This window comes from Paraburkholderia nodosa (genome assembly GCF_001718195.1).
Classification (GTDB): Bacteria; Pseudomonadota; Gammaproteobacteria; order Burkholderiales; family Burkholderiaceae; genus Paraburkholderia; species Paraburkholderia nodosa_A.
Window position 1 is genome coordinate 13788 of record NZ_MCNV01000011.1, and the last position, 19841, is coordinate 33628.

General features: G+C 66.4%; 17 protein-coding genes and 2 pseudogenes. 11 read left to right on the plus strand and 8 right to left on the minus strand.

Features of this window, described 5'->3' with window-relative positions:
* Positions 1 to 157: 157 nt before the first annotated feature.
* A complete protein-coding gene (locus BFD71_RS19800; protein WP_069266012.1) occupies positions 158 to 1483 on the plus strand; it encodes an Nramp family divalent metal transporter in 1326 nt (441 codons plus the stop codon).
* Positions 1484 to 1711: 228 nt separating this feature from the next.
* Positions 1712 to 3187, plus strand: a complete 1476-nt coding sequence (zwf, locus tag BFD71_RS19805) for a glucose-6-phosphate dehydrogenase (protein ID WP_069266013.1) — start codon at positions 1712 to 1714, stop codon at positions 3185 to 3187.
* 52 nt (positions 3188 to 3239) lie between these two features.
* Here the strand turns inward: zwf and BFD71_RS41480 are convergent, their stop codons facing one another.
* Both BFD71_RS41480 and BFD71_RS19810 read right to left on the minus strand, forming a co-directional pair.
* Positions 3240 to 3389 (minus strand): hypothetical protein, encoded by a 150-nt coding sequence (locus tag BFD71_RS41480; protein WP_176732918.1) that lies wholly within the window; start codon positions 3387 to 3389, stop codon positions 3240 to 3242.
* An 81-nt stretch (positions 3390 to 3470) separates the two neighbouring features.
* Positions 3471 to 3887, minus strand: a complete 417-nt coding sequence (locus BFD71_RS19810) for a MarR family winged helix-turn-helix transcriptional regulator (protein ID WP_069266014.1) — start codon at positions 3885 to 3887, stop codon at positions 3471 to 3473.
* 205 nt (positions 3888 to 4092) lie between these two features.
* On the opposite strand from BFD71_RS19810, the gene BFD71_RS19815 reads away from it, so the two are divergent.
* Both BFD71_RS19815 and BFD71_RS19820 read left to right on the plus strand, forming a co-directional pair.
* Positions 4093 to 5157: an alcohol dehydrogenase gene (locus BFD71_RS19815; protein WP_069266171.1), complete on the plus strand. Its 1065-nt coding sequence runs from the start codon at positions 4093 to 4095 to the stop codon at positions 5155 to 5157.
* A gap of 332 nt (positions 5158 to 5489) precedes the next feature.
* Positions 5490 to 7619: a tetratricopeptide repeat protein gene (locus tag BFD71_RS19820; RefSeq protein ID WP_256094815.1), complete on the plus strand. Its 2130-nt coding sequence runs from the start codon at positions 5490 to 5492 to the stop codon at positions 7617 to 7619.
* A 43-nt stretch (positions 7620 to 7662) separates the two neighbouring features.
* On the opposite strand, the gene BFD71_RS19825 is transcribed toward BFD71_RS19820, so the two are convergent.
* Positions 7663 to 7881, minus strand: a complete 219-nt coding sequence (locus BFD71_RS19825) for a hypothetical protein (protein ID WP_028206128.1) — start codon at positions 7879 to 7881, stop codon at positions 7663 to 7665.
* A gap of 188 nt (positions 7882 to 8069) precedes the next feature.
* Between BFD71_RS19825 and BFD71_RS19830 the strand changes: the two genes are divergently transcribed.
* From BFD71_RS19830 to BFD71_RS19845, 4 genes are all read left to right on the plus strand, one after another.
* Positions 8070 to 8417, plus strand: coding sequence for a DUF1330 domain-containing protein (locus BFD71_RS19830; protein WP_069266016.1), 348 nt, complete (start codon positions 8070 to 8072; stop codon positions 8415 to 8417).
* 157 nt (positions 8418 to 8574) lie between these two features.
* The gene (locus BFD71_RS19835; RefSeq protein WP_069266017.1) at positions 8575 to 9039 is read left to right on the plus strand and encodes a hypothetical protein; all 465 of its coding nucleotides are present in this window, start codon (positions 8575 to 8577) and stop codon (positions 9037 to 9039) included.
* Positions 9040 to 9116: 77 nt separating this feature from the next.
* Positions 9117 to 11246: a phosphocholine-specific phospholipase C gene (locus BFD71_RS19840; protein ID WP_069266018.1), complete on the plus strand. Its 2130-nt coding sequence runs from the start codon at positions 9117 to 9119 to the stop codon at positions 11244 to 11246.
* 272 nt (positions 11247 to 11518) lie between these two features.
* The gene (locus BFD71_RS19845) at positions 11519 to 12961 is read left to right on the plus strand and encodes an NAD-dependent succinate-semialdehyde dehydrogenase (RefSeq protein ID WP_069266019.1); all 1443 of its coding nucleotides are present in this window, start codon (positions 11519 to 11521) and stop codon (positions 12959 to 12961) included.
* A gap of 35 nt (positions 12962 to 12996) precedes the next feature.
* Here BFD71_RS19845 and BFD71_RS19850 read toward each other — a convergent pair whose 3' ends face one another.
* On the minus strand, positions 12997 to 13395 hold the full coding sequence (locus BFD71_RS19850; RefSeq protein WP_069266020.1) for a GFA family protein: 399 nt from the start codon (positions 13393 to 13395) through the stop codon (positions 12997 to 12999).
* A 223-nt stretch (positions 13396 to 13618) separates the two neighbouring features.
* Here BFD71_RS19850 and BFD71_RS19855 point away from each other — a divergent pair, with 223 nt between their 5' ends.
* Positions 13619 to 14677 carry a catalase family peroxidase gene (locus BFD71_RS19855; protein WP_069266021.1) on the plus strand — a complete coding sequence of 353 codons (1059 nt, stop codon included), beginning with the start codon at positions 13619 to 13621 and terminating at the stop codon, positions 14675 to 14677.
* Positions 14674 to 15219, plus strand: a complete 546-nt coding sequence (locus tag BFD71_RS19860; protein WP_069266022.1) for a cytochrome b — start codon at positions 14674 to 14676, stop codon at positions 15217 to 15219. The genes BFD71_RS19855 and BFD71_RS19860 overlap by 4 nt, the downstream gene beginning before the upstream one ends.
* Here BFD71_RS19860 and BFD71_RS39205 read toward each other — a convergent pair.
* Positions 15217 to 15396: pseudogene (locus BFD71_RS39205) on the minus strand (2-keto-3-deoxygluconate permease); the annotation flags it as partial. The gene BFD71_RS19860 and the pseudogene BFD71_RS39205 sit on opposite strands and share 3 nt — an antisense overlap.
* On the opposite strand from BFD71_RS39205, the pseudogene BFD71_RS42210 reads away from it, so the two are divergent.
* A pseudogene (locus tag BFD71_RS42210) lies at positions 15397 to 15552 on the plus strand (DNA-binding transcriptional regulator KdgR); the annotation flags it as partial.
* Here the strand turns inward: BFD71_RS42210 and BFD71_RS19865 are convergent.
* From BFD71_RS19865 to BFD71_RS19875, 3 genes are read right to left on the minus strand one after another with little or no spacing between them, the layout of a single operon-like run.
* Positions 15549 to 17057: an efflux transporter outer membrane subunit gene (locus BFD71_RS19865; protein ID WP_069266023.1), complete on the minus strand. Its 1509-nt coding sequence runs from the start codon at positions 17055 to 17057 to the stop codon at positions 15549 to 15551. The pseudogene BFD71_RS42210 and the gene BFD71_RS19865 sit on opposite strands and share 4 nt — an antisense overlap.
* Before the next feature lie 16 nt (positions 17058 to 17073).
* Positions 17074 to 18720, minus strand: coding sequence for an MDR family MFS transporter (locus tag BFD71_RS19870; RefSeq protein WP_083245352.1), 1647 nt, complete (start codon positions 18718 to 18720; stop codon positions 17074 to 17076).
* The gene (locus BFD71_RS19875; protein WP_069266025.1) at positions 18656 to 19792 is read right to left on the minus strand and encodes an HlyD family secretion protein; all 1137 of its coding nucleotides are present in this window, start codon (positions 19790 to 19792) and stop codon (positions 18656 to 18658) included. The genes BFD71_RS19870 and BFD71_RS19875 overlap by 65 nt, the downstream gene beginning before the upstream one ends.
* Between the last annotated feature and the right edge of the window lie 49 nt (positions 19793 to 19841).

Genomic DNA, 19841 nt, shown 5'->3' on the forward strand with positions numbered 1-19841 from the left:
TTGTGCTGAGATAGCGCCAAGACAGGCGTGCGGATTGCCTGCTTAACGCGTGAGGGCCCGATTCCGATGACGCACTTTCAACGTATTCACACCTGCTCGATGCGTGCCACAGAGCGATGGGCTGCGGCTTCTGACCCCGGCCCGCGCGAGAAGTTGCATGGATCATCGCGCCCGCGATGACGAGGTGCCGCGCGCCCCCGACGGCCTCACACGCAACACGGCCGCCGCGGTACGCGAAGCGCTCGAAGGACGCCGCCGCGGCGTCGCCCTTCTGCTGCCGCTTGCGGGTCCGGCCGTGGTCATCTCGGTGGCGTATATCGACCCCGGCAATATCGCGACCAACATCCAGGCCGGTGCGCGCTACGGCTACGCGCTACTCTGGGTCGTGCTGCTCGCCAACGTCATCGCCATGCTGTTTCAGGGGCTTTCCGCGAAGCTCGGCATCGCCACGGGACGCAATCTCGCCGAGCTGTGCCGCGACAGCCTGCCCGCGCCGCTCGTGTGGCTCATGTGGGGCGTGAGCGAGATCGCGGCCATGGCCACCGATCTCGCCGAATTCCTCGGCGGCGCGATCGGCCTTGCGCTGCTCTTTCGTCTGCCGCTGCTCGCGGGCATGGCAGTCACGGCTGTCGTGACCTATGCGCTGCTGTTTCTCCAGCGCGCGGGCTTCCGGCCGCTCGAATTGCTGATCGGCGCGCTCGTGGGCGTGATCGGCATCTGCTATGTTCTGGAGCTTTTCATTACGCCGATCGAGTGGCAGACCCTGCTGCGCCACCTCGCTACGCCACGCCTGCCCGACGCGCAAGCCGTGACGATCGCGGTGGGCATCATCGGCGCCACGGTCATGCCGCATGCGCTCTTTCTGCATTCGGGGCTCACCCAGGCGCGCGTGCTTGCGCGCAACGACGCCGAGCGCAAGCGCCTCGTGAAGTTTTCTAACGTCGAGGTCGTGGTCGCGCTTTCGGTGGCCGGGCTCATCAACATGGCGATGGTGGTGATGGCCTCCGGCGCGTTCCACCAGGGCTACGCGGATGTCGCCGAAATCGAGACCGCCTACCGCACGCTCGCGCCGCTGCTGGGCGCGGCGGCCGCCAGCATCTTCCTCGTTTCGCTGATCGCCTCGGGCATTTCGAGCTCGGTGGTCGGCACGCTTGCGGGGCAGATGATCATGCAAGGCTTCGTGAACTTTCGCATTCCGCTGTGGCTGCGCCGCGCGGTGACGATGGTGCCGAGTTTCGTCGTGGTGGCGCTGGGCGTGAACGCCACCGACGCGCTCGTCATGAGCCAGGTCGTGCTGAGCCTCGCCTTGCCGTTCCCGATGGCCGCGCTCGTCTGGTTCACGGGTCGCGGCGACGTGATGGGGTCCCATCGCAACCGCGCGCTCACGGCTGCGGCAGCCGTGGCGGGCGCGGCCGCGGTGCTCTCGCTCAATGTCGTGCTGGTGCTCACGACCTTCGGCGTGGCGGTGCCGGGGCTCGGGTAAGGATCGGCTCGCTGCCGGGCGATGGATGCATGAACGGCCGGTCGGTTTATCGACGACAGGCGTCTCGCGCGACGGCTCGTTCGCGCCATGCGTGCAAACTCGCGCGAAACCATGCACCATTAGCGTTTTCGCCGCACCCCGCTCTTGCGCCGGGTGCGGGTTCTGTAACCGCGCGCTAGCGGTCGTGCTCAACAACGTTGCCCGAGCGCGCGTCACCTCCGACCTGCCATGACGAATCAGCCTGCCCAAGCCTTGCCCGAACAGCCCGTCGACATGATCATTTTCGGCGGCGGAGGCGACCTGGCCGCGCGCAAACTGCTGCCCGCGCTCTACATGGCGCACCTGCACGGCAACCTGCCGCCGGAAACGCGCATCATCGCCGTGGGCCGCAAGAACTGGACGATCGACGACTATCGCAAGTTCATGGAAGAGCAGTCGCGTCCGTTCATCGACGCGAAAGCGTTCGATGCGCAAGCGTGGGACCGCTATCTGAACCTGTTCCAGTACGTGATCATCGACGTGAACGACCCCGTCAATTACGCGAACCTGAAGGCGGCGTCGCGCGAGCATGCCCTGCGCGTGTTCTATCTCTCGACTTCGCCGGAACTGTTCACGACGATTTGCGACAACCTCACGGCGGGCGGCCTGATCGACGGCAGCTCGCGTGTGGTGCTCGAAAAGCCGCTCGGCCACGATCTCGCCTCGGCGCAGGAGATCAACGAATCGGTGGGCCGGCACTTCTCCGAATCGCAGATCTACCGGATCGACCACTATCTGGGCAAGGAAACGGTGCAGAACCTGATGGTGCTGCGCTTCGGCAACCCGATCTTCGGGCCGCTATGGCAGGCGCCGTATATCCGCAGCGTGCAGATCACGGTTGCGGAAACGGTGGGCGTGGGCAGCCGCGCGGGCTTCTACGATCACACCGGCGCGCTGCGCGACATGGTGCAGAACCACCTGCTGCAACTGCTGTGCATCGTGGCGATGGAACCGCCCGTCTCGCTCGACCCGGACGCCGTGCGCGACGAAAAGCTCAAGGTGCTGCGCTCGTTGCGCCCCATGTCGCTCGCCGATATCGCACGCGACACCGTGCGCGGCCAGTACGCGGCAGGCGCCGTGGACGGCCAGCCGGTGAAGGGTTATCTGCAGGAAGACAACGTGCCGGCCGACAGCAAGGCGGAAACGTTCGTCGCGCTGCGCGCGCACATCAACAACTGGCGCTGGGCCAACGTGCCGTTTTTCCTGCGCACGGGCAAGCGCATGCAGAAGCGCCAGTCGGAAATCGTGATCGAATTCGCGGACCTGCCGTTCTCCATCTTCCCGAGCGGCCCGCGCAATTACGGCAACCGCCTCGTGATCCAGCTGCAGCCGGAGGAGTCGATCCAGCTGCAGATGCTCGCGAAGGAGCCGGGCAGCGGCATGAACATGCTGCCCGTGAGCCTGAATCTCGACCTGCAGCAGGCCATCCCCGAGCGCCGCGCAGAAGCCTACGAGCGCTTGCTGATCGACGTGATTCGCGGCCGCCTCACGCACTTCATGCGTCGCGACGAACTGGAAGCCGCATGGACGTGGGTCGAGCCGATTCTCGACGGCTGGAAGGAGCTGAACGACCGCCCGCGCACTTACACGGCGGGCACGTTCGGGCCGGCGGCATCGTCGGCGCTGCTCGCGCGAGAGAACATGTCGTGGGCCGAAGAGATGTAAATGTGAAGGACCGCGAGCGCCGCGCATCATGCGGGGCGCTCGCAGCACGGCTTTACCGGTCGCCCGAATCCGGACGAAAAAGATCGAAGCCGGCGAATACGATCACACCGCTGAGCGCCATCAACGGCACCGAATGGCGGCCGAGAAAAAGAACCGCGGCCGCAAGCCAGGTTGAAATACAGAAAGCGCCAATGCGCCGCATGATGCCACTCCCTACTCTTTAATGCCCTTTTGAATGAAGCGTGGCGGCGCATGACGCGTGCCGCACGTTTGCAGCCCGACATCAGTCCAACGTGGCCCGCGCCGTGCGCAGACGCGACACCGTATCCACGAACGCCTCCCCGCCGAGCGTGCGCTTCAGGCGGCTCGCGACCGTCGCGCTCGCCGCATTGAGCGCTTCGCGAATCGCGATGGCCTGGGCCGTGGGCACGATCGCCACTTCGCGGCCGTCGCCATCCGTGCGCTGGCGCTCAACGTAGCCGCGCGCCTCCAAGCCGTCGAGCACGCGCGTGGCCGTGGGGCGCGCGATGGAGAGCAGATCGGCCAGTTCGCGCTGCGGCAAACCGGGACGCTCCAGCACGGCGCGCAGCATGAAACCCTGCGGCGGCGTGAGCTCGAAGCACTCGAAGGCTTGCGCCCATTCGCGCTCGAGGCGCCGCGCGAGCGCCGTGGTGTTGAAGTAAAGGCAATGATCGAACATGCACACAGGATAACCCAATATAGTTAGCTATGCAACGATCTACTCCGAACGCATGTGCCGGGCCTTCTGACAAATCAAAGCGCGCAGCAGCAGAAAATAGAACGATCGGACGAATTTAGACGGCATCGGCTATGATGCAAAGACGCCGCAATCGTCTGGCCGGGCATGGCCGCCGTATACAACACTCACGGAGACATCGATGCAAATGCGCTGTTACTGCGTTATCCATCACGGCAAGCCGCTCGAACTGGTCGAGCGCGACGTGCCCGAACCCAAGGGCACCGAGGTATTGCTGCGTGTGAAGGCCGCGGGCCTGTGCCACTCCGATCTGCACATCTGGGAGGGCTATTACGACCTGGGCGGCGGCAAGAAGCTCTCGCTCGCCGACCGCGGCATCAAGCTGCCGCTCACGCCGAGTCATGAAATCTGCGGCGAGGTTGCGGCGCTCGGCCCCGACGCGCAAGGCGCACCGGAAGCGCTCGCGGCGGGCACGTCGGTAGTGGTGCATCCGTGGATCGGCTGCGGCGCATGCGCGGCCTGCGAGCGCGGCGAAGAGAACATCTGCGCGAAGCCGCAATCGCTTGGCGTGCTGCGCGACGGCGGCTTTGCCGATTACGTGATCGTGCCGCATCCGCGCTATCTCGTGGATCTCGCCGGCCTCGATCCCGTCAAGGCCGCGCCGCTCGCCTGCGCGGGCGTGACGACGTATTCGGCGGTGAAGAAGTTCGGCGCGCGCATCCATGAAGGCCCCGTGGTCGTGATCGGCGCGGGCGGCCTCGGCATGATGGCGCTCGAAGTGCTCAAGGCGATGGGCGCACAGGGCGCGATCGTCGTGGACGTGGACCCCGCGAAGCGCGAAGCCGCGCTTGCGGCGGGCGCGCTCGCGGCAATCGATGCGCGCGCGGACGACGCCGTACAGCAAATTATCGCGGCAACGGGCGGCGGCGCACGCGCGGTGCTCGACCTCGTCGGCGCGACGCCCACCGTCAAGCTCGCGCTCGACTCCTGCGCGCGCGGCGGCCACGTGGTGATCGTCGGGCTGATGGGCGGCGACCTCACGCTCTCGCTGCCCGTCATCCCGATGCGGCCGCTGAGGATCGAGGGCAGCTACGTGGGCACGCTGCCCGAGTTGCGCGAACTCGTGACGCTGATGCGCGAAGGCAAGATGCAGCCCTCGCCCGTCTCCACGCGGCCGCTCACGGAAATCAACGCGGCGTTCGAAGCGCTCGTGCAGGGCAAGGTGGTCGGGCGGCAAATATTGGTGCCCTGATGCATTTCATCGCGCGCGGCCTGTTTCGGCGCGCGCGATAGCAAATCGTTCGGAATTCGAATCAACCGGGGGGATCGGCCCACGGCGTCGATCCCCCTTCTGCGCGCGCAAGCGCCCCAAACGCTCCCTTACGGCTTACCCCTGCGCTCGCTCCATTTTGCAAGGCACCTGCAAGCTTTTGTGGGCCAGGTGCGCTTATCGCCCGAATAAGCGCACCGGATGCGCTCAATTCGCGCCGTTGACTGAGCACGAGCTGTCGTAATCTCGACACTGCCGCATTGTCCGTGTCGCCCACGCGTCGCGCCCCGTCTCTTACGATTTTCACTGTGACCATGTCGACGCCCCTCGCGCCCGCCCCCGACGACATCCTGCGGGAAGCCAATGCGCATTGCGAAGCGCACCGCTTCGCCGACGCACTCGCGTTGCTCGAACCGCATGTCGGCGGCCAACCCGATGCAATGGACGACGCCGCGCTCGCGCCGGCGCTCAATCTCGCGGCCCTGAGCGCCATGGGTACGGGCGACGCGGCGCGCGCCCAGGCGTTGTGGCAGCGCTGCCTCGCGGCAAAACCCGACTTCGCGCAGGCGTACAGCGGCCTCGCTGCACTCTTTGCGGCGCTCGGCGTCCTCGATCAGGCCCAGTCGCTCTATGAACGGCTGCTGAGCCTCACGCCCGCCGACGCCGACGCACGCAGCAACCTGGGCGTCGTCCTGCAGCGCCAGACGCGCCACGCCGAAGCGGAAGCCGCCTTTCGCGCCGTGCTCGTGGACCGCCCAGATCACGCCGACGCCCACTACAACCTCGGCCTCCTGCTGCAGGGACAAGGCCGCCACGCAGAAGCCGAAAGCGCGTTTTGCGGCGCCGTCGCTGCGAATGCGCGTCATGCGAAGGCATACAACGCGCTGGGCACACTGCTGCGGGACAAGGCGCGCGGCGACGAAGCCGCCGAAGCTTTTCGCCAGGCCCTGCTGATCCACCCGCAGTATCCGGAGGCGCTCAACAATCTCGCCACGCTGCTCAAGGCGTCCGGCAAGCTCGCCGAAGCGGAACTCGCGGTGCGCCTCGCGCTGCAGATTCGCCCCAATTTCGTCGATGCGCTGAACAACCTCGGTTGCGTGCTCACCGACCTCGAGCGTGTAACCGAGGCGGAGACGGCTTTTCGCCAGACGCTCGCACTCGCGCCGAATCACGCCGAAGCGCAGTACAACCTCGGCGTCGCGCTGCATACGCTCGAACGGATGCCCGAGGCCGAAGCGGCGTATCGCGAGACGCTGCGCCGCCTGCCGGGCCGCGTCGAGGCTTATAACAATCTCGCCTGTGTGCTGATGGCGCTCGGGCGCCGCGCCGAAGCGCTCGACGTGCTCCAGGAAGCCATCGCCGTGCGGCCCGATTTCGCCGAGGCGCACTTCAATATCGCGAGCCTGCACAAGGAATACGGCCGGCTCGACGAAGCCGAGGCCGGCTACCGCCGCGCGCTCGACGCGAACCCGGAATACGGCGACGCGAAGTTCCGCCTCGCCACGCTACTCATCAGCATGGGCCGCTTCGAAGAAGGCTTCGCGCGCTACGAATGCCGCTACACCATGCCCGGCTTCGTGCATCACGCGACGCAACGTCTGCTGCAGTGTCCCGGCTGGCAGGGCGAGCCGCTCGCCGGCAAATCCCTGCTGCTATGGCAGGAGGACGGCCTCGGCGACATGCTGCAATTCGGGCGCTACGCGCGCCTGCTCAAGGAACAGGGCGCGACGCACGTCGCGTTCGCCTGCCAGCCGCCCCTGCAGCGGCTCTTTCGCAGCGTGGACGGCATCGACGCCGTGCTGGGCCATGAAGCCGGCGCAGCGGCAGCCGGCCAGTTCGACTACTGGGTGAGCCCGATCAGCGTGCCCCATCGCCTGGGCACGACGCTGGAGACCATCCCCGCGCCGCTCATCTATACGCCCGAGCCCGCGCTCGTCGATCACTGGAGGGCGCGCCTCGCCACGCTCGCGCCGGGCCCGCGCATCGGCATCATCTGGAAGGGCAATCCGAAGCATTTCAACGACGCGCACCGCTCGCTGCCCTCGCTGGCCGCGCTCGCCCCGCTCTGGAACCTGCCGGGCGTGCAGTTCGTGAGCCTGCAAAAAGGTCAGGGAGAAGACGAGGCGCAGAATCCGCCCACGAGCCTGCCGCTGCTCCACCTCGGCACCGACGTGCGCGATTTCGTCGATACCGCGGCGATCATCGCGCAGCTCGATCTCGTGATTTGCGTGGATACGTCCACGGCGCATCTGACGGCGTCGCTCGGCAAACCGTGCTGGGTGCTGCTGCCGCAGTACGACCTCGACTGGCGCTGGATGCACGAGCGCGAAGACTCGCCGTGGTATCCGGGCACGATGCGCCTGTTCCGCCAGCGCATGAACGAGGCGTGGAGCGCTGTTGTGGAGCGCGTGCGCGCGGCGTGCGCGGAGCGCTTCGGCGTTTGAAAATTCGCGGGATTTCGGGGGATGAGGGAGGCGCTCGCGCGCCTCAATCCCAGATGTTGCGGAACGCCACGGCGGCGATCACCGGCACGCACATCACGAGCGGGATGGCGAAGTACGGAATCTCCAGATCGACGACCCACTTGTAGACGATCCAGCCGATACCCAGCGCGAGCGTGAGTACGCCCACGAGCGCAGTGAGGGTGTTCAGCAGCCACGTGGGCGGCTGCTTGCGCGCGGGTTTATTCTCGGGTGACGGGTTCATGGCGGCGGTGGCGGAAAACGAAAGCGTCTCGATCCGGAGTGCGGATGGTGGGTATTTTACTCCGCGGCACGCCATCAGCCTAAGGCCGCCGCTCCCGCGGTCTTTACCTCCCAGGTAATCGATTCCCTGCCCGGCGCGCCCTATTCTCGCAAGCGTGGCCCCACCCTTTCACGCTCACGAGACCTGCCATGACCGCCTACGCCATTGCCCATCTGCGCGACGTCGAACCTTGCCCCGCCATCGTCGAATATCTGGAGAAGATCGACGCAACGCTCGCCCCTTTCGGCGGCCGCTTCATCATTCACGGAGGACGCGTGGAGCGGCTCGAGGGCAAGTTTTCCGGCGACCTCATCATGATCGAATTCGCGAACCGCGAGATCGCGCGCGCCTGGTATCGCTCGAGCGCCTATCAGGCGATCCTGCCGCTGCGCGCGGAGCACTCGCGCGGCGAAGTGTTCCTGATCGATCAAGTCGAGATGCCGCATCGCGCGACCGACGTGCTGCGTCCCGCTCACGAAACCGGCTCTGGAAAGTGAAAGGATTTCGTTAACTGGCGATCGGCAGCGATTGGTTATCGCACGGCACGTTTGCAAAGAAAATTCATCGTGTGCAAACGTTTTCGTGCATTTCACAATTCTTTCTTCATCGACGGCGAAACTGTGCGCGACCCATCCCCACAGAACGGATGCGCATATGAGAATACGCGTTACCAACCGCGTGTCGACGACCCTGTCGACCGCGGCGATCGTTGTACTCGCAACCATCATGCTCGATGCATGCGGCTTGGGCGACGGCTCGTCGGCAGCTTCGTCGACGGCTGATCCATCGGAAAGTCAGAGCGCCGCAACGCCATCGCAATCGCCGTTGGCGAATAGCGCGCGCATATCGCCGCTGCCGACCGACACGAACACGGCGGCGAATGCGTCGGCGAACGCCTCGACCGACACTTCGGCGAACCCGAGCGCCATACCCGCTTACGGCGCGAACGCGGCAACCGCCACGAACAACGCGAGCGACCCCGTGCAAGGCGCACAGGCCAGCCTCGCCGCCGACAGCGACCAGGTCACGCCGGTCTTGAGCTACGCGCCGGGAGACAGCGCGCAGACCCAGGCCAGCAACGGCAACGAATCCGGCAGTCCCGCAACATCCAGCCATTGAAGCATTGCACCTGCGTGCCCTTGTGCGAGTACGCCGTCGGGCACGACACTCCAACCCAAGCAGAAAGGTGAGCAACAATGACGTCAAACAGCCGTCGCCGTTTCCTGCAGACCGTCGCGCAATCGGGCGCCGCCGCCGCAGCGATGACCGTTCTTCCCGAATCGATCCGCAATGCGCTGGCCATTCCGGCCAATTCGCGCACCGGCACGATCCGCGATGTCGAGCACATCGTCGTGTTCATGCAGGAGAACCGTTCGTTCGACCACTACTTCGGCCATATGCGCGGCGTACGCGGCTATAACGACCGCCTGCCCATTGCGCTGCCGGGCGGCCTGCCGGTGTGGTATCAGCCGTCGAAAGAAGACGCCACGAAGCCCGTGCTGCCGTTCCACCTCGACACGTTCAAGACGAGCGCGCAATGCGTGGGCGACCTCGACCACTCGTGGTACCCGACGCAGTACGCAATCAACAACGGTCTGTACAACCAGTGGCCGCAGTACAAGACCGACATGACGATGGGTTATTACCTTCGCGCGGACATTCCGTTCCACTACGCGCTGGCCGACGCCTTCACGGTGTGCGACAACTACTTCTGCTCGCTGCCTGGCCCAACGCACCCGAACCGCTCGTATCTCATGACCGGCATGGTCGATCCGACCGGCACGATGGGCGGCCCGCTACTCGACAACAACGACTTCGTGGACGGCGACGTGCCGCCCACGTACCAATTGCTTTCGTGGACGACCTACCCCGAGCGCCTGCAGGCCGCCGGCATCTCCTGGCAGATCTACCAGCAGGGCACGAACGGCAGCGACCCGCTGAACGGCAACTACGGCACGAACATCCTGCAGAACTTCGCGAACTTCATCAACGCGCAACCCGGCTCGGCGCTTTACCAGCGCGCGCAAACGGTGCGCACCATCGCCGACCTGAAAAACGACGTACTCCAGAACAATTTGCCGCAAGTCTCATGGCTGCTGCCCCCCGCGGCCTTTTCGGAGCATCCGAAGTACACCCCGGCCTATGGCGCCGAATACACTTCGCAGATCATCGAAGCGCTGACTTCGAATCCCGATGTGTGGAGCAAGACCGTGCTCTTCATCATGTATGACGAGAACGACGGCTTCTTCGACCACATCGTGCCGCCGCAGCCGCCCACGACGTCCGCCCAGGGCAAGTCGACGGTGAGCGTGGACGGCGAGATCCACAACGTGGTCAACCCGCTGCGCGGCGGCAAGTACACTGCCGACGGCCTGCCCTATGGTCTCGGACCGCGCGTGCCGATGACGGTCGTCTCGCCGTGGACCAAGGGTGGCTTCGTCTGCTCGCAGGTGTTCGACCACACGTCGGTGATCCGCTTCATCGAGGCGCGTTTCGGTGTGCAGGAGCCCAACATCACAGCGTGGCGCCGCGCGGTGTGCGGCGACCTCACCACGTGCTTCGACTTCCGCACGCCCGACGCCACGATGCCCACGCTGCCCGACACGAGCAACTACATGGCGCTCGCCGACAAGCAGTGCTCGGCCAACTCGGCGCCCACGGTGCCGGCCACGCCGCTGCCGATCGACGCGCAGGAGCCCGGCGTGCGCTACGCGCGTGCGCTGCCCTACGAGCTTCATGTGAACGGGAAGGCCGAAGCGCAGAACAACACGCTGTCGATCACGTTCGCGAACAAGGGCCGCCAGGGCGCGCACTTCTACGTGTACGGCACGAACCGCAGTGACGGCCCGTGGCGCTATACGGTCGAAGCGGGCAAGTCGCTCGACGACACGTGGGACCTCACCGTGACGAACGGCGTCTATGCGTTCGAGGTGCATGGCCCGAACGGCTTCTTGCGCCGCTTTGCGGGTACGGCCGCGCAATCGGGTCCGGGCAAGTCGGGCCGCGCACCGGCGCCTGCCGTGACGGCGCACTACGACGTGGCCAACGGCAACCTCTTCCTCAGGTTCTCGAACGCGGGCAGCAGCGTCGCGCACCTGAACGTGACCGACAACGCCTATGGCGCGCACGAGCGCAACGTAGTCGTGCCGGCCGGCGCGCAAATCGACGAAGTCTGGGTTCTTGCCTCGAGCCATCACTGGTACGACCTCACGGTCACGAGCCGCGACGACGCGACGTTTGCCTGGCGCTTCGCCGGACACATCGAGAACGGCCGGCCGAGCATCAGCGATCCGGCGGCCGTTGCGCCGGTCACGAAGCTGAGCTGAAGCCCAGCACAGAACGAAGGTCTGACGATTTCTTTTCTGTTCTCTGGTTGCGGCGCCTTCAGGCGCCGTTTTTTTTGCCCTCGCGCAGCGGATGCACTCCGTCTCAAAGTGTGGGTAAGAGGGGCCAACGCACCCTTCGCAATGGCACGCCCTGCAGCCTCGGCGAAGCAGTGGCACAATGGGCGCTCCGCATTTTCCGGCGCCCGCCGCGCGCAATGCCGTGCGCGCAGGCGGGCGCCTGTCGTTGAACCGTTGACAAGGATCGTCCCATCATGAGTTCCAGCGTGAAGCCCTATCCCGACACCCAGATCTACATCGACGGCGCATGGCGCGCCGGCGCGAAGACGATTGCCGTGATCGACCCCGCGACCGAAGCGGAAATCGGCCGCCTGAGCCTCGCAAGCGAACAGGATCTTTCGGATGCGGCCAGCGCGGCCGAGCGCGCCTTCCGCGAATGGCGCAAGGTCTCGCCGCTCGAGCGCAGCAAGCTCATGCGCCGCGCCGCGCAATTGCTGCGCGATCGCGCAGACGACATCGCCGCGATCATGACGCGCGAGCAGGGCAAGCCGTTCGGCGAAGCGAAGCTCGAAACGCTCGCGGGCGGCGACACGATCGACTGGTTCGCCGAAGAAGGCCGCCGCACCTATGGCCGCGTGATTCCCTCGCGTACTGACGCCGTTCGCCAGATCGTCACGCGCGAGCCGGTGGGTCCGGTCGCCGCGTTCACGCCCTGGAACTTCCCGCTCAATCAGGCCGTGCGCAAGGTGTCGGCCGCGCTCGCCTCGGGCTGTACCGTCGTGCTCAAGGGACCGGAAGAAACGCCGGCCAGCTGCGCCGAACTCGTGAAGGTGTTCACCGACGCGGGCCTGCCCGCAGGCGTGCTGAACCTCGTGTTCGGCGTGCCCGCGGAAGTGTCGTCGTACCTGATCGCGCATCCGGCGATCCGCAAAATTTCGTTCACGGGCTCGACGCCGGTGGGCAAGCTGCTCGCCTCGAAGGCCGGCGAACACATGAAGCGCGCCACGATGGAACTGGGCGGCCACGCCCCCGCCATCGTCTTCGCCGACGCGGACGTGCCGCGCGCCGCCAAGCTGCTCGCGAGCGCCAAGTTCCGCAACGCGGGCCAGGTATGCATCTCGCCCACGCGCTTCATGGTGGAAGACGCCGCGTACGACGAGTTCGTCGAGCATTTCGTCGCGACGACGCGCGCGATCAAGGTGGGCAACGGTCTCGAAGACGGCGTGCAAATGGGCCCGCTCGCGAACGACCGCCGCCTCGCCGCCATGGAGCGCCTCGTCGCCGACGCGCGCGAACAGGGCGCGAAGGTGCTGACGGGCGGCGAACGCGTGGGCCGCGAAGGCTACTTCTTCGCACCGACCGTGCTCACCGACGTGCCGCTTTCCGCGCGCATCATGAACGAAGAGCCGTTCGGCCCGATCGCGCCGATCTCGCGTTTCTCGAGCTACAAGGACGCGATCGTCGAAGCGAACCGTCTGCCGTACGGTCTCGCCGCGTATGCCTACACGCGTTCGAGCGCGACTTCGGCCGCTCTCTCCGACGACGTGGAAACCGGCATGCTGTCGATCAACCATCACGGCCTCGCCCTGCCGGAAACGCCGTTCGGCGGCGTGAAGGACTCGGGTTACGGCTCGGAAGGCGGCAGCGAAGCGATGGAAGCCTATCTCGTCACGAAGTTCGTGACCGAGCATCGTTGATCGCTTCACGCTGAAAACGCGCGCGCTTCTCCGGCTTACGGCCCGGGAAGCGCACGCGGATATTGCGGCAAGCCGTCCGCGAGCTGCACCCAGGCCAGCTTTTGCGAGGTCCAGCTGTGATTGTCGGGCGGCGCGTCGTCGGGACGATCGAGCGTGCCGGTCGCGATGTCGATCTCGCCCACGAACGCCGCGTGCCGGTACGTGAGCGGCGTGCCACAATCGGCGCAGAACGCGCGCTCGACACCCGGACTCGACGCATGCGTTTTCGTTGCGCCCGCAACGAGCCGGAACGCACTCCACGGCACGCTGAGCCAGCCGACGAACGGCGCACCTGTTGCACGCCGGCAATCCGCGCAATGGCATACCGTGCTGCCGACCGGCGCAGCCGAAATCTGGTAGCGGACCTTGCCGCATGAACAGCCGCCAGTCAGCATCGCTCTCTCCTTCGCACACCACGCCTGCTCAACGCTTTCGGCACGGTAACCACGACCGCCCGGGCATGGTTGCACGAATTCGCTTCGCGCATGGAATAAAACGCGGCGACGTGTTGTTGACGCCAGTAACGACCCTCGGACCATCGACTGGATCCATCATGCATACACTCGCACACATTTCGCTTTCGCATGCGTTGCGGCGCATGCGCACCGGAGCCCGCCCGTGAACCGCGCCTCGATCTGCGTGCCGTGCCGGCTCGCGGCCATTGCGGTGGTGGTGGGTTGCGCTGGCGCGGCATTTGCATGGACGGCCGGCTGGCTCACGCCGAAGCGCATCACCGCGCCACATATCATCAATACGTTCGAGTCGAACTACGGCATCCACTCGGGCTATCGGCGCAACCACGCCAAGGGGCTTTGCGTGGAAGGCTGGTTCGAAAGCAACGGCAACGGCGCGCAGGTCTCGCGAGCAGCGGTGTTCGCGCCAGGACGCACACCCGTGATCGGACGCTTCGCCATTCCCGGCAGCAACCCCGGCGCGCCGGACGCGAGCACGCCCGTGCGCAGCATGGCGTTACTGTTCCAGCTGCAGGACGGCGAGCAGTGGCGCACCGGCATGAATTCCGTGCCCATCTTCGTCGTTCGCACCCCGAAGCAGTTCTATAGCCAGCTAGTCGCCTCGAAGCCGGACCCGGCGACGGGCAAGCCCGACCCCGCGAAGCTCGACGCCTTCTTCCAGGCGAACCCGGAAACGCTGCCGTTCCGCCAGTGGCTGAAGGCGCACCCGCCCTCCTCCAGTTTCGCGAATACGGCGTTCTACAGCGTCAACGCGTTCATCGCGACCGATGCCGCGGGCAACCAGCACGCCGTGCGCTGGCAGACCGTGCCCGAAGTGGCTTATGCACCGCAAACCGCGGCAGAAAGAGCCGATCCGAACTTCCTCGCCGACGACTTCTCCACGCGTTTCGCCGGAGGACCGCTACGCTGGCATCTGGTGCTCGCGGTCGCCGCACCGGGCGACCCCACGAACGACGCCACGCTATCATGGCCCGCGGACCGCCAGCAGATCGACGCCGGCACGCTGGTCTTGCAGCGCGCCGAGCCGCAAGCCAACGGCATGTGCCGCGACGTGAACTACGATCCGACCATCCTGCCCAACGGCCTGAAGCCTTCGGACGACCCCTTGCTCGCCGCCCGTTCGGCAGCGTATGCCGTTTCGTTCAATCGACGCACGCGTGAAGAGGCCAACCTCACGCAAACGCATGGAGACGTGCAGCCATGAAACAACCGGGCCAACACTTCAGCGCACTCCAGCGCCTGCTTCACTGGTCGATGGCAGTCCTGATCGTTACGATGCTGTTCGTCGGCGTAGGGATGGTCTCGACCGTCTCGAGGCTGCATGACACCTTGATCGCGCTCCACCGGCCGCTGGGCATCGCGCTGCTCGCGCTCGTGCTGCTGCGCCTGGCCGTGCGGCTCACGCGCGGCGTACCGCCCCTGCCGGCCGATCTGCCCGTCTGGCAGCGCCTCGGCGCGCACGCCTCGCATCTCGTCCTCTATGCGTTGATGATCGCCATGCCGCTGATCGGCTGGTCGATGCTATCCGCGGGCGGCTATCCCATCGTGATGTTCGGCGGCGTGCACCTGCCGCCCATCGTGCCGCATAACGTCACGCTCTATGCATGGCTGCGCGCCGCGCATACATGGCTTGCGATGGCGCTCTACGCGACTGTGCTGCTGCATCTGGGCGCCGCGCTCTTTCACGCGCTCATTCGCCGTGACGGCGTACTCGCCAGCATGGCACGCGGCGAGGCACGCAGCTGACGCGAGCATCGGCACGAGGATCGCGGTCACGAGGCAGGCGGTGGCGACCATCGCCGTCGCCGCCGGCACGAGCGGTTCGAAACGCGGAATCATCTCGCCGATGATGGCCGGATTCGCCACCGCCGCGCCCGCCGTTGACGATGCCGCGAGGCCCGCAGCACCGTTGCCGCCCGCAACGCCGGCCTCTCGATCTCGTTTCCGACCATGCGCTGCGGCGCGGATACGAAAGCGCGCTACATCGCCCTGCTCGAGCGCGCGGGCGCGGCAATCTCGGCGCGGCTCGGCTATCGTGAGCCGGCCGTGCACGAGCATGCGCCTGCCGGACCCGGTTAGCCCGGAGGGGCGGCTGTCGCGACCGTGGCTGCCGCAGTGGTCTGCCAGCCGAGACCGAGGCTCTTCTGCAGCGACACGTAGTCCTTGAGCAAATCGGCCTGGCCCGACACCACGTTCTGCTGCGCGGCGAATTCCGTGCGCTGCGTGTCGAGCAGGTCGACGAGGCTCGACGCCCCTGCGCGGTAGCGCTGGCGCATGAGCGTCGCCGAACGCTCGGCAGAAACCTGCACCTTCTGCAAAGTCACCAGATGCTCGCGCTGATAGCCATAGCGCGAGAGCGACGCGTTGGCGTCCTGCAATGCCGCGAGCACAGCCTTCTCGTAATGCGCTTCGGCTTCGTCGCGCGAAGCTTGCGCGCCGTGCACCGCGCCCAGCGTGCGCCCGAAGTCGAACACGTTCCACTGCAGATACGGCGCCCCAACCCAGCTGAAATTGCTCTTGCGGAACAAGTGGCCCGGCTCCGCGGCCGTAAAGCCGAGGTCGCCGAACAGCGTGAGCTTGGGCAGAAAATCCGCCACGTGCTCGCCGATCTGCGCGTTGCTCGAGGCGAGGCGGCGCTCCGCCGCGCGAATATCGGGACGCTGCGCGAGCATCGTGGTGGGATCGCTCACGGGCACGCTGGCGGGCAGCGTGGGCAGCGGCTGCGCCGTCGCCAGTTCCGCATCCAGCGCGCCGGGCGCCTTGCCGGTGAGCACGGCCAGTTGATCCAGCGATATTTCCACTTGCGCCGCGAGCGGCGTAATCGTGGAGCGCGTGTTCTCCACCTGGGTGGTGAGCCGCTCCACGTCCACCTCGGCCGCCGTACCGCCCGCGCGGCGCTGCTCGGTGAGCGTGAGCATCTCCTGCTGCAGTTGCGCCGTGCGCTGCGCGATGGTCAGGCGCTGCTGCTCGTCGCGCAGGTCGATATAGGCCTGCGCAACTTCGGCCGCGAGCGATACCTGGGTATCCGCAAGATCGGCGTCCACGGCATCGGCCTCGTCGCTCGCTGCTTCCACGGCGCGGCGCGTGCCGCCGAACAGGTCGATTTCCCACGAGGCATCGAAGCCCGCCGTGTAGAACGTGATCGGGCCGCCGCCCGAAGAGCCGCCCTGACCCGAGCTGCTGCTCGACGACGTCAAGGCGCCCAGGTTGGGCTCACGCATGCGGATCGCCGCCGCGCTCGCGCCGACCTTCGGCAGTTCGGCGGCGCGTTGCTGCTGCAGTTGCGCGCGCGAGGCGCGCAGACGCGCCTGCGCCGCGCGCACATCGGGATTGTGGGCAAGCGCTGCTTCGATCAGCGTGTTCAGTTGCGGGTCGTTCAGCGCAAGCCACCATTGGCTCGGTGCACGCGCGGGCGTCACGCCTTGCGCGGGCGTGCGCAGGAACGAAGCGGCGTTCGCCGCTTCCGGCGCGACGGCCGGTGCGCCGTGATAGTCGGGGCCGACGGTGCAGGCGGCCAGCGAGCAGGCGGCCGCGAACGCGCTCAGCGCGGCGTAGGAGATTCGGGAGTAACGGGTTGCCGTCATGAGTCAGTGATAATCTTCAGTGGCTGCCAGACGGCGCTTGTGCGCCAGGCTGCGGCTTCTTGAGCAGGAGCGCGAGCGGCACGCACGCCGCCAGCGCGATGCCGAGCACCCAGAATGTTTCGGAGTACGTGATGACCATCGATTGCTGCGTGATCTGCGCCGCGATCTGGCCGAGCGCCTGCATTTGCGAATGCGCCATGTCGCCCGTCTGCGTGAACCAGCTGGCCGCGCTCCCGGCCACGCGCTCCTGGCCGATGACCGAATTGGCGCTGAGCGATTCGCGCAGCACGGCGGTATGGAACGTCTCGCGCCGGTCGATGAGCGTGCCGATGATCGCAAGACCCACCGAGCCGCCCAGATTGCGCGCCATGTTGTAGAGGCCGGCCGCGTCGCCGGAATCTTCGCGCGACACCGCCGCCATCGACGCCTGGTTCAGCGGCATCATCGCGAGCATTTGCGCGACGCCGCGTACGAGCTGCGACCAGACGAAATCGTGACCGACGCTCTGCGCCGTGAGCGAAATGTCGAGCATGCAACTCAACGTGAAGAGCAGCAGCCCGGACACCACCAGGATGCGAAAGTCCACCTTGGCTAGCAAGCGCGGCAGAATCGGCATCACGAGGAAAGCGGGCAGCCCCGAAAGCAGCATGATCGCGCCGGACTGCTGCGCGTTGTAGCCGGCGACGAGGCTCAGAAACTGCGGCAGCAGATACGAAATACCGTAAAGCCCGGCGCCCACTGCAAACACGATGATGATGACGCTCGCATAGCGCGGATTGCGCATGAGCGACAGACGCAGAATCGGCTTTTTCGCGGTGAACTGCGAAAGCGCGATGAGCACCATGCCCGCGAGCGAGACCCACGTGAGCGTGACGATGAAGCTCGACTCGAACCAGCGTTCGCGCTGGCCTTCCTCGAGCACGACGGTCAGCGAACTCAGGCCCACTGCCAGTCCGGCAATGCCGAGCCAGTCCGCCTTGAGAAAGGCTTCCCAGTGCGGCCGGTCGGGCTCGAGGCCGACGATAAGCAGCGTGATGAGTGCGAGACACACCGGCAAATTGATGAAGAAGCACCAGCTCCAGCTGATGTTCTCCGCCAGCCAGCCGCCCACCACGGGCCCGAGCAGCGGGCCGAGCAGCACGATCAGGCCGAACACCGTCATGCCCACGGGCAGTTGCGAAAGCGGCAGGCGCGTGCGGATGATGGTCTGCCCGGTCGGAATCATCGCGCCGCCCGTGAAGCCCTGGCCGATACGCCCGGCGATCATCATGCCGAGCGTAGTCGACCAGCCGCACATCATCGAAAAGGCGATGAAGAGCGCCGAATTCGCCAGCAGGAAATTTCGCAGTCCGAACACCCGCGTGAGCCACGCGGCGAGCGGAATCATCACGATCTCGGACATCAGATAGCCCGTGGAGATCCACGTACCCTCGGTGCCGGTCGCGCCAATCTGCCCCTGGATCTGCGGCAGCGCCGAGTTCGTGATGGAAATGTCGAGCGTGGCCATCAACGCGCCCAGCGCACCCGCCGCGACGGCGATCCAGTCGGCCGCGCTCGCGCGCTCGCCGTGCGGATGCGGCACCGCTGCGCGAGCCGTATTAGCCACGGTGGTTCTCTTGGTCGATACGGCGGTCGTCCTCACGCGCGGAGCGCGTGTCGACATCGACGGTCACCGACATGCCCGGCAGCAGCACGCTGCGCGTTTCGGGCCCGGTATCGAGGCGGATGCGCACCGGCACGCGCTGCACGATCTTCGTGAAGTTGCCGGTGGCGTTCTCGGGCGGCAAGAGCGCGAACTGCGCGCCGGTACCCGGCGAGAAGCTGTCCACCACGCCGTGCAGCGTGTGGCCAGGCAGCGCGTCGACGTGCAGTTCCACGGGCTGGCCCGCGCGCATGCGGCCGATCTGCGTTTCCTTGAAGTTCGCCGTGAGGTAGGTGCGCTCCACCGGCACGACGGTCAGCATGCGCGTGCCCGGCTGCACGTACTGGCCCACACGGACGGTGCGGTCGCCCACGCGGCCCGCCAGTGCGCTCTTCACCACGGTATTGTCGAGGTCGAGTTGCGATTGCGCGGCGTTCGCACGCGCCGCCTCGAGCTGCGCGCGCGCCTGCGAGAGCTGCGCGTTCAGCGCCGAGATCTGCGAGCGCGCGGACGTGACGGCGGCTGCGTCGGCGGCGAGCGTGGCCTGCGCCTTGTCGCGTTCGCTCTTGAGTTCGGCAAGCCGTTCGGTCGTTTCTGCCCCCGTGGCCGCGAGCGGCGCGTAGCGCGCCACTTCGTCGTTCGCGTGGCGCAGGCTCACCTGGGCGACTTCCTGCTGCGCCTGTGCCTGAGCGACGTTCGCCCGCTGCTGCTCGATCTGCGCCTGCGCATGCTCGATGTCCGCTGTGCGCGCATCGACGGTGGCCTGCGCCTGGTCGAGGGCCACCTGATACTGGCGCGCGTCGAGCTTCACGAGCGGGTCGCCCACTTTCACGGCCTGGTTGTCGGCCACGTAGACGTCCGTCACATAGCCGCTCACCTTCGGGGCGATCGTCACGCTGTCGGCCTGCAGATAGGCGTCGTCAGTGGATTCGATGAAGCGCCCGACGACCCACCAGTGGCCCAGCCACACCGCAGCGGCGATGAGCGCTGCCAGTCCCAGCAGGATCAGAAGGGTTCGTTTCGCGCCGCTGCGCGCAGGTGCAGCGGCGGCGTCCGGCACGTCGCGTCCGGGCGCGCCTGCAGTCGTAGACATGTTGTTGATTCTCAATTTATTCCAGTCGGCAAAATTATTCCACCTGGAA

Coding starts and splice junctions, on each gene's coding strand:
- BFD71_RS19875 (WP_069266025.1), bottom strand. CDS start 19,792: ATGTCTACGACTGCAGGCGCGCCCGGACGCGACGTGCCGGACGCCGCC.
- BFD71_RS19850 (WP_069266020.1), bottom strand. CDS start 13,395: ATGCTGACTGGCGGCTGTTCATGCGGCAAGGTCCGCTACCAGATTTCG.
- BFD71_RS19835 (WP_069266017.1), top strand. CDS start 8,575: ATGAGAATACGCGTTACCAACCGCGTGTCGACGACCCTGTCGACCGCG.
- BFD71_RS19870 (WP_083245352.1), bottom strand. CDS start 18,720: ATGTCGACACGCGCTCCGCGCGTGAGGACGACCGCCGTATCGACCAAG.
- BFD71_RS19830 (WP_069266016.1), top strand. CDS start 8,070: ATGACCGCCTACGCCATTGCCCATCTGCGCGACGTCGAACCTTGCCCC.
- BFD71_RS19845 (WP_069266019.1), top strand. CDS start 11,519: ATGAGTTCCAGCGTGAAGCCCTATCCCGACACCCAGATCTACATCGAC.
- BFD71_RS19825 (WP_028206128.1), bottom strand. CDS start 7,881: ATGAACCCGTCACCCGAGAATAAACCCGCGCGCAAGCAGCCGCCCACG.
- BFD71_RS41480 (WP_176732918.1), bottom strand. CDS start 3,389: ATGCGGCGCATTGGCGCTTTCTGTATTTCAACCTGGCTTGCGGCCGCG.
- zwf (WP_069266013.1), top strand. CDS start 1,712: ATGACGAATCAGCCTGCCCAAGCCTTGCCCGAACAGCCCGTCGACATG.
- BFD71_RS19860 (WP_069266022.1), top strand. CDS start 14,674: ATGAAACAACCGGGCCAACACTTCAGCGCACTCCAGCGCCTGCTTCAC.
- BFD71_RS19865 (WP_069266023.1), bottom strand. CDS start 17,057: ATGACGGCAACCCGTTACTCCCGAATCTCCTACGCCGCGCTGAGCGCG.
- BFD71_RS19815 (WP_069266171.1), top strand. CDS start 4,093: ATGCGCTGTTACTGCGTTATCCATCACGGCAAGCCGCTCGAACTGGTC.
- BFD71_RS19840 (WP_069266018.1), top strand. CDS start 9,117: ATGACGTCAAACAGCCGTCGCCGTTTCCTGCAGACCGTCGCGCAATCG.
- BFD71_RS19820 (WP_256094815.1), top strand. CDS start 5,490: ATGTCGACGCCCCTCGCGCCCGCCCCCGACGACATCCTGCGGGAAGCC.
- BFD71_RS19810 (WP_069266014.1), bottom strand. CDS start 3,887: ATGTTCGATCATTGCCTTTACTTCAACACCACGGCGCTCGCGCGGCGC.
- BFD71_RS19800 (WP_069266012.1), top strand. CDS start 158: ATGGATCATCGCGCCCGCGATGACGAGGTGCCGCGCGCCCCCGACGGC.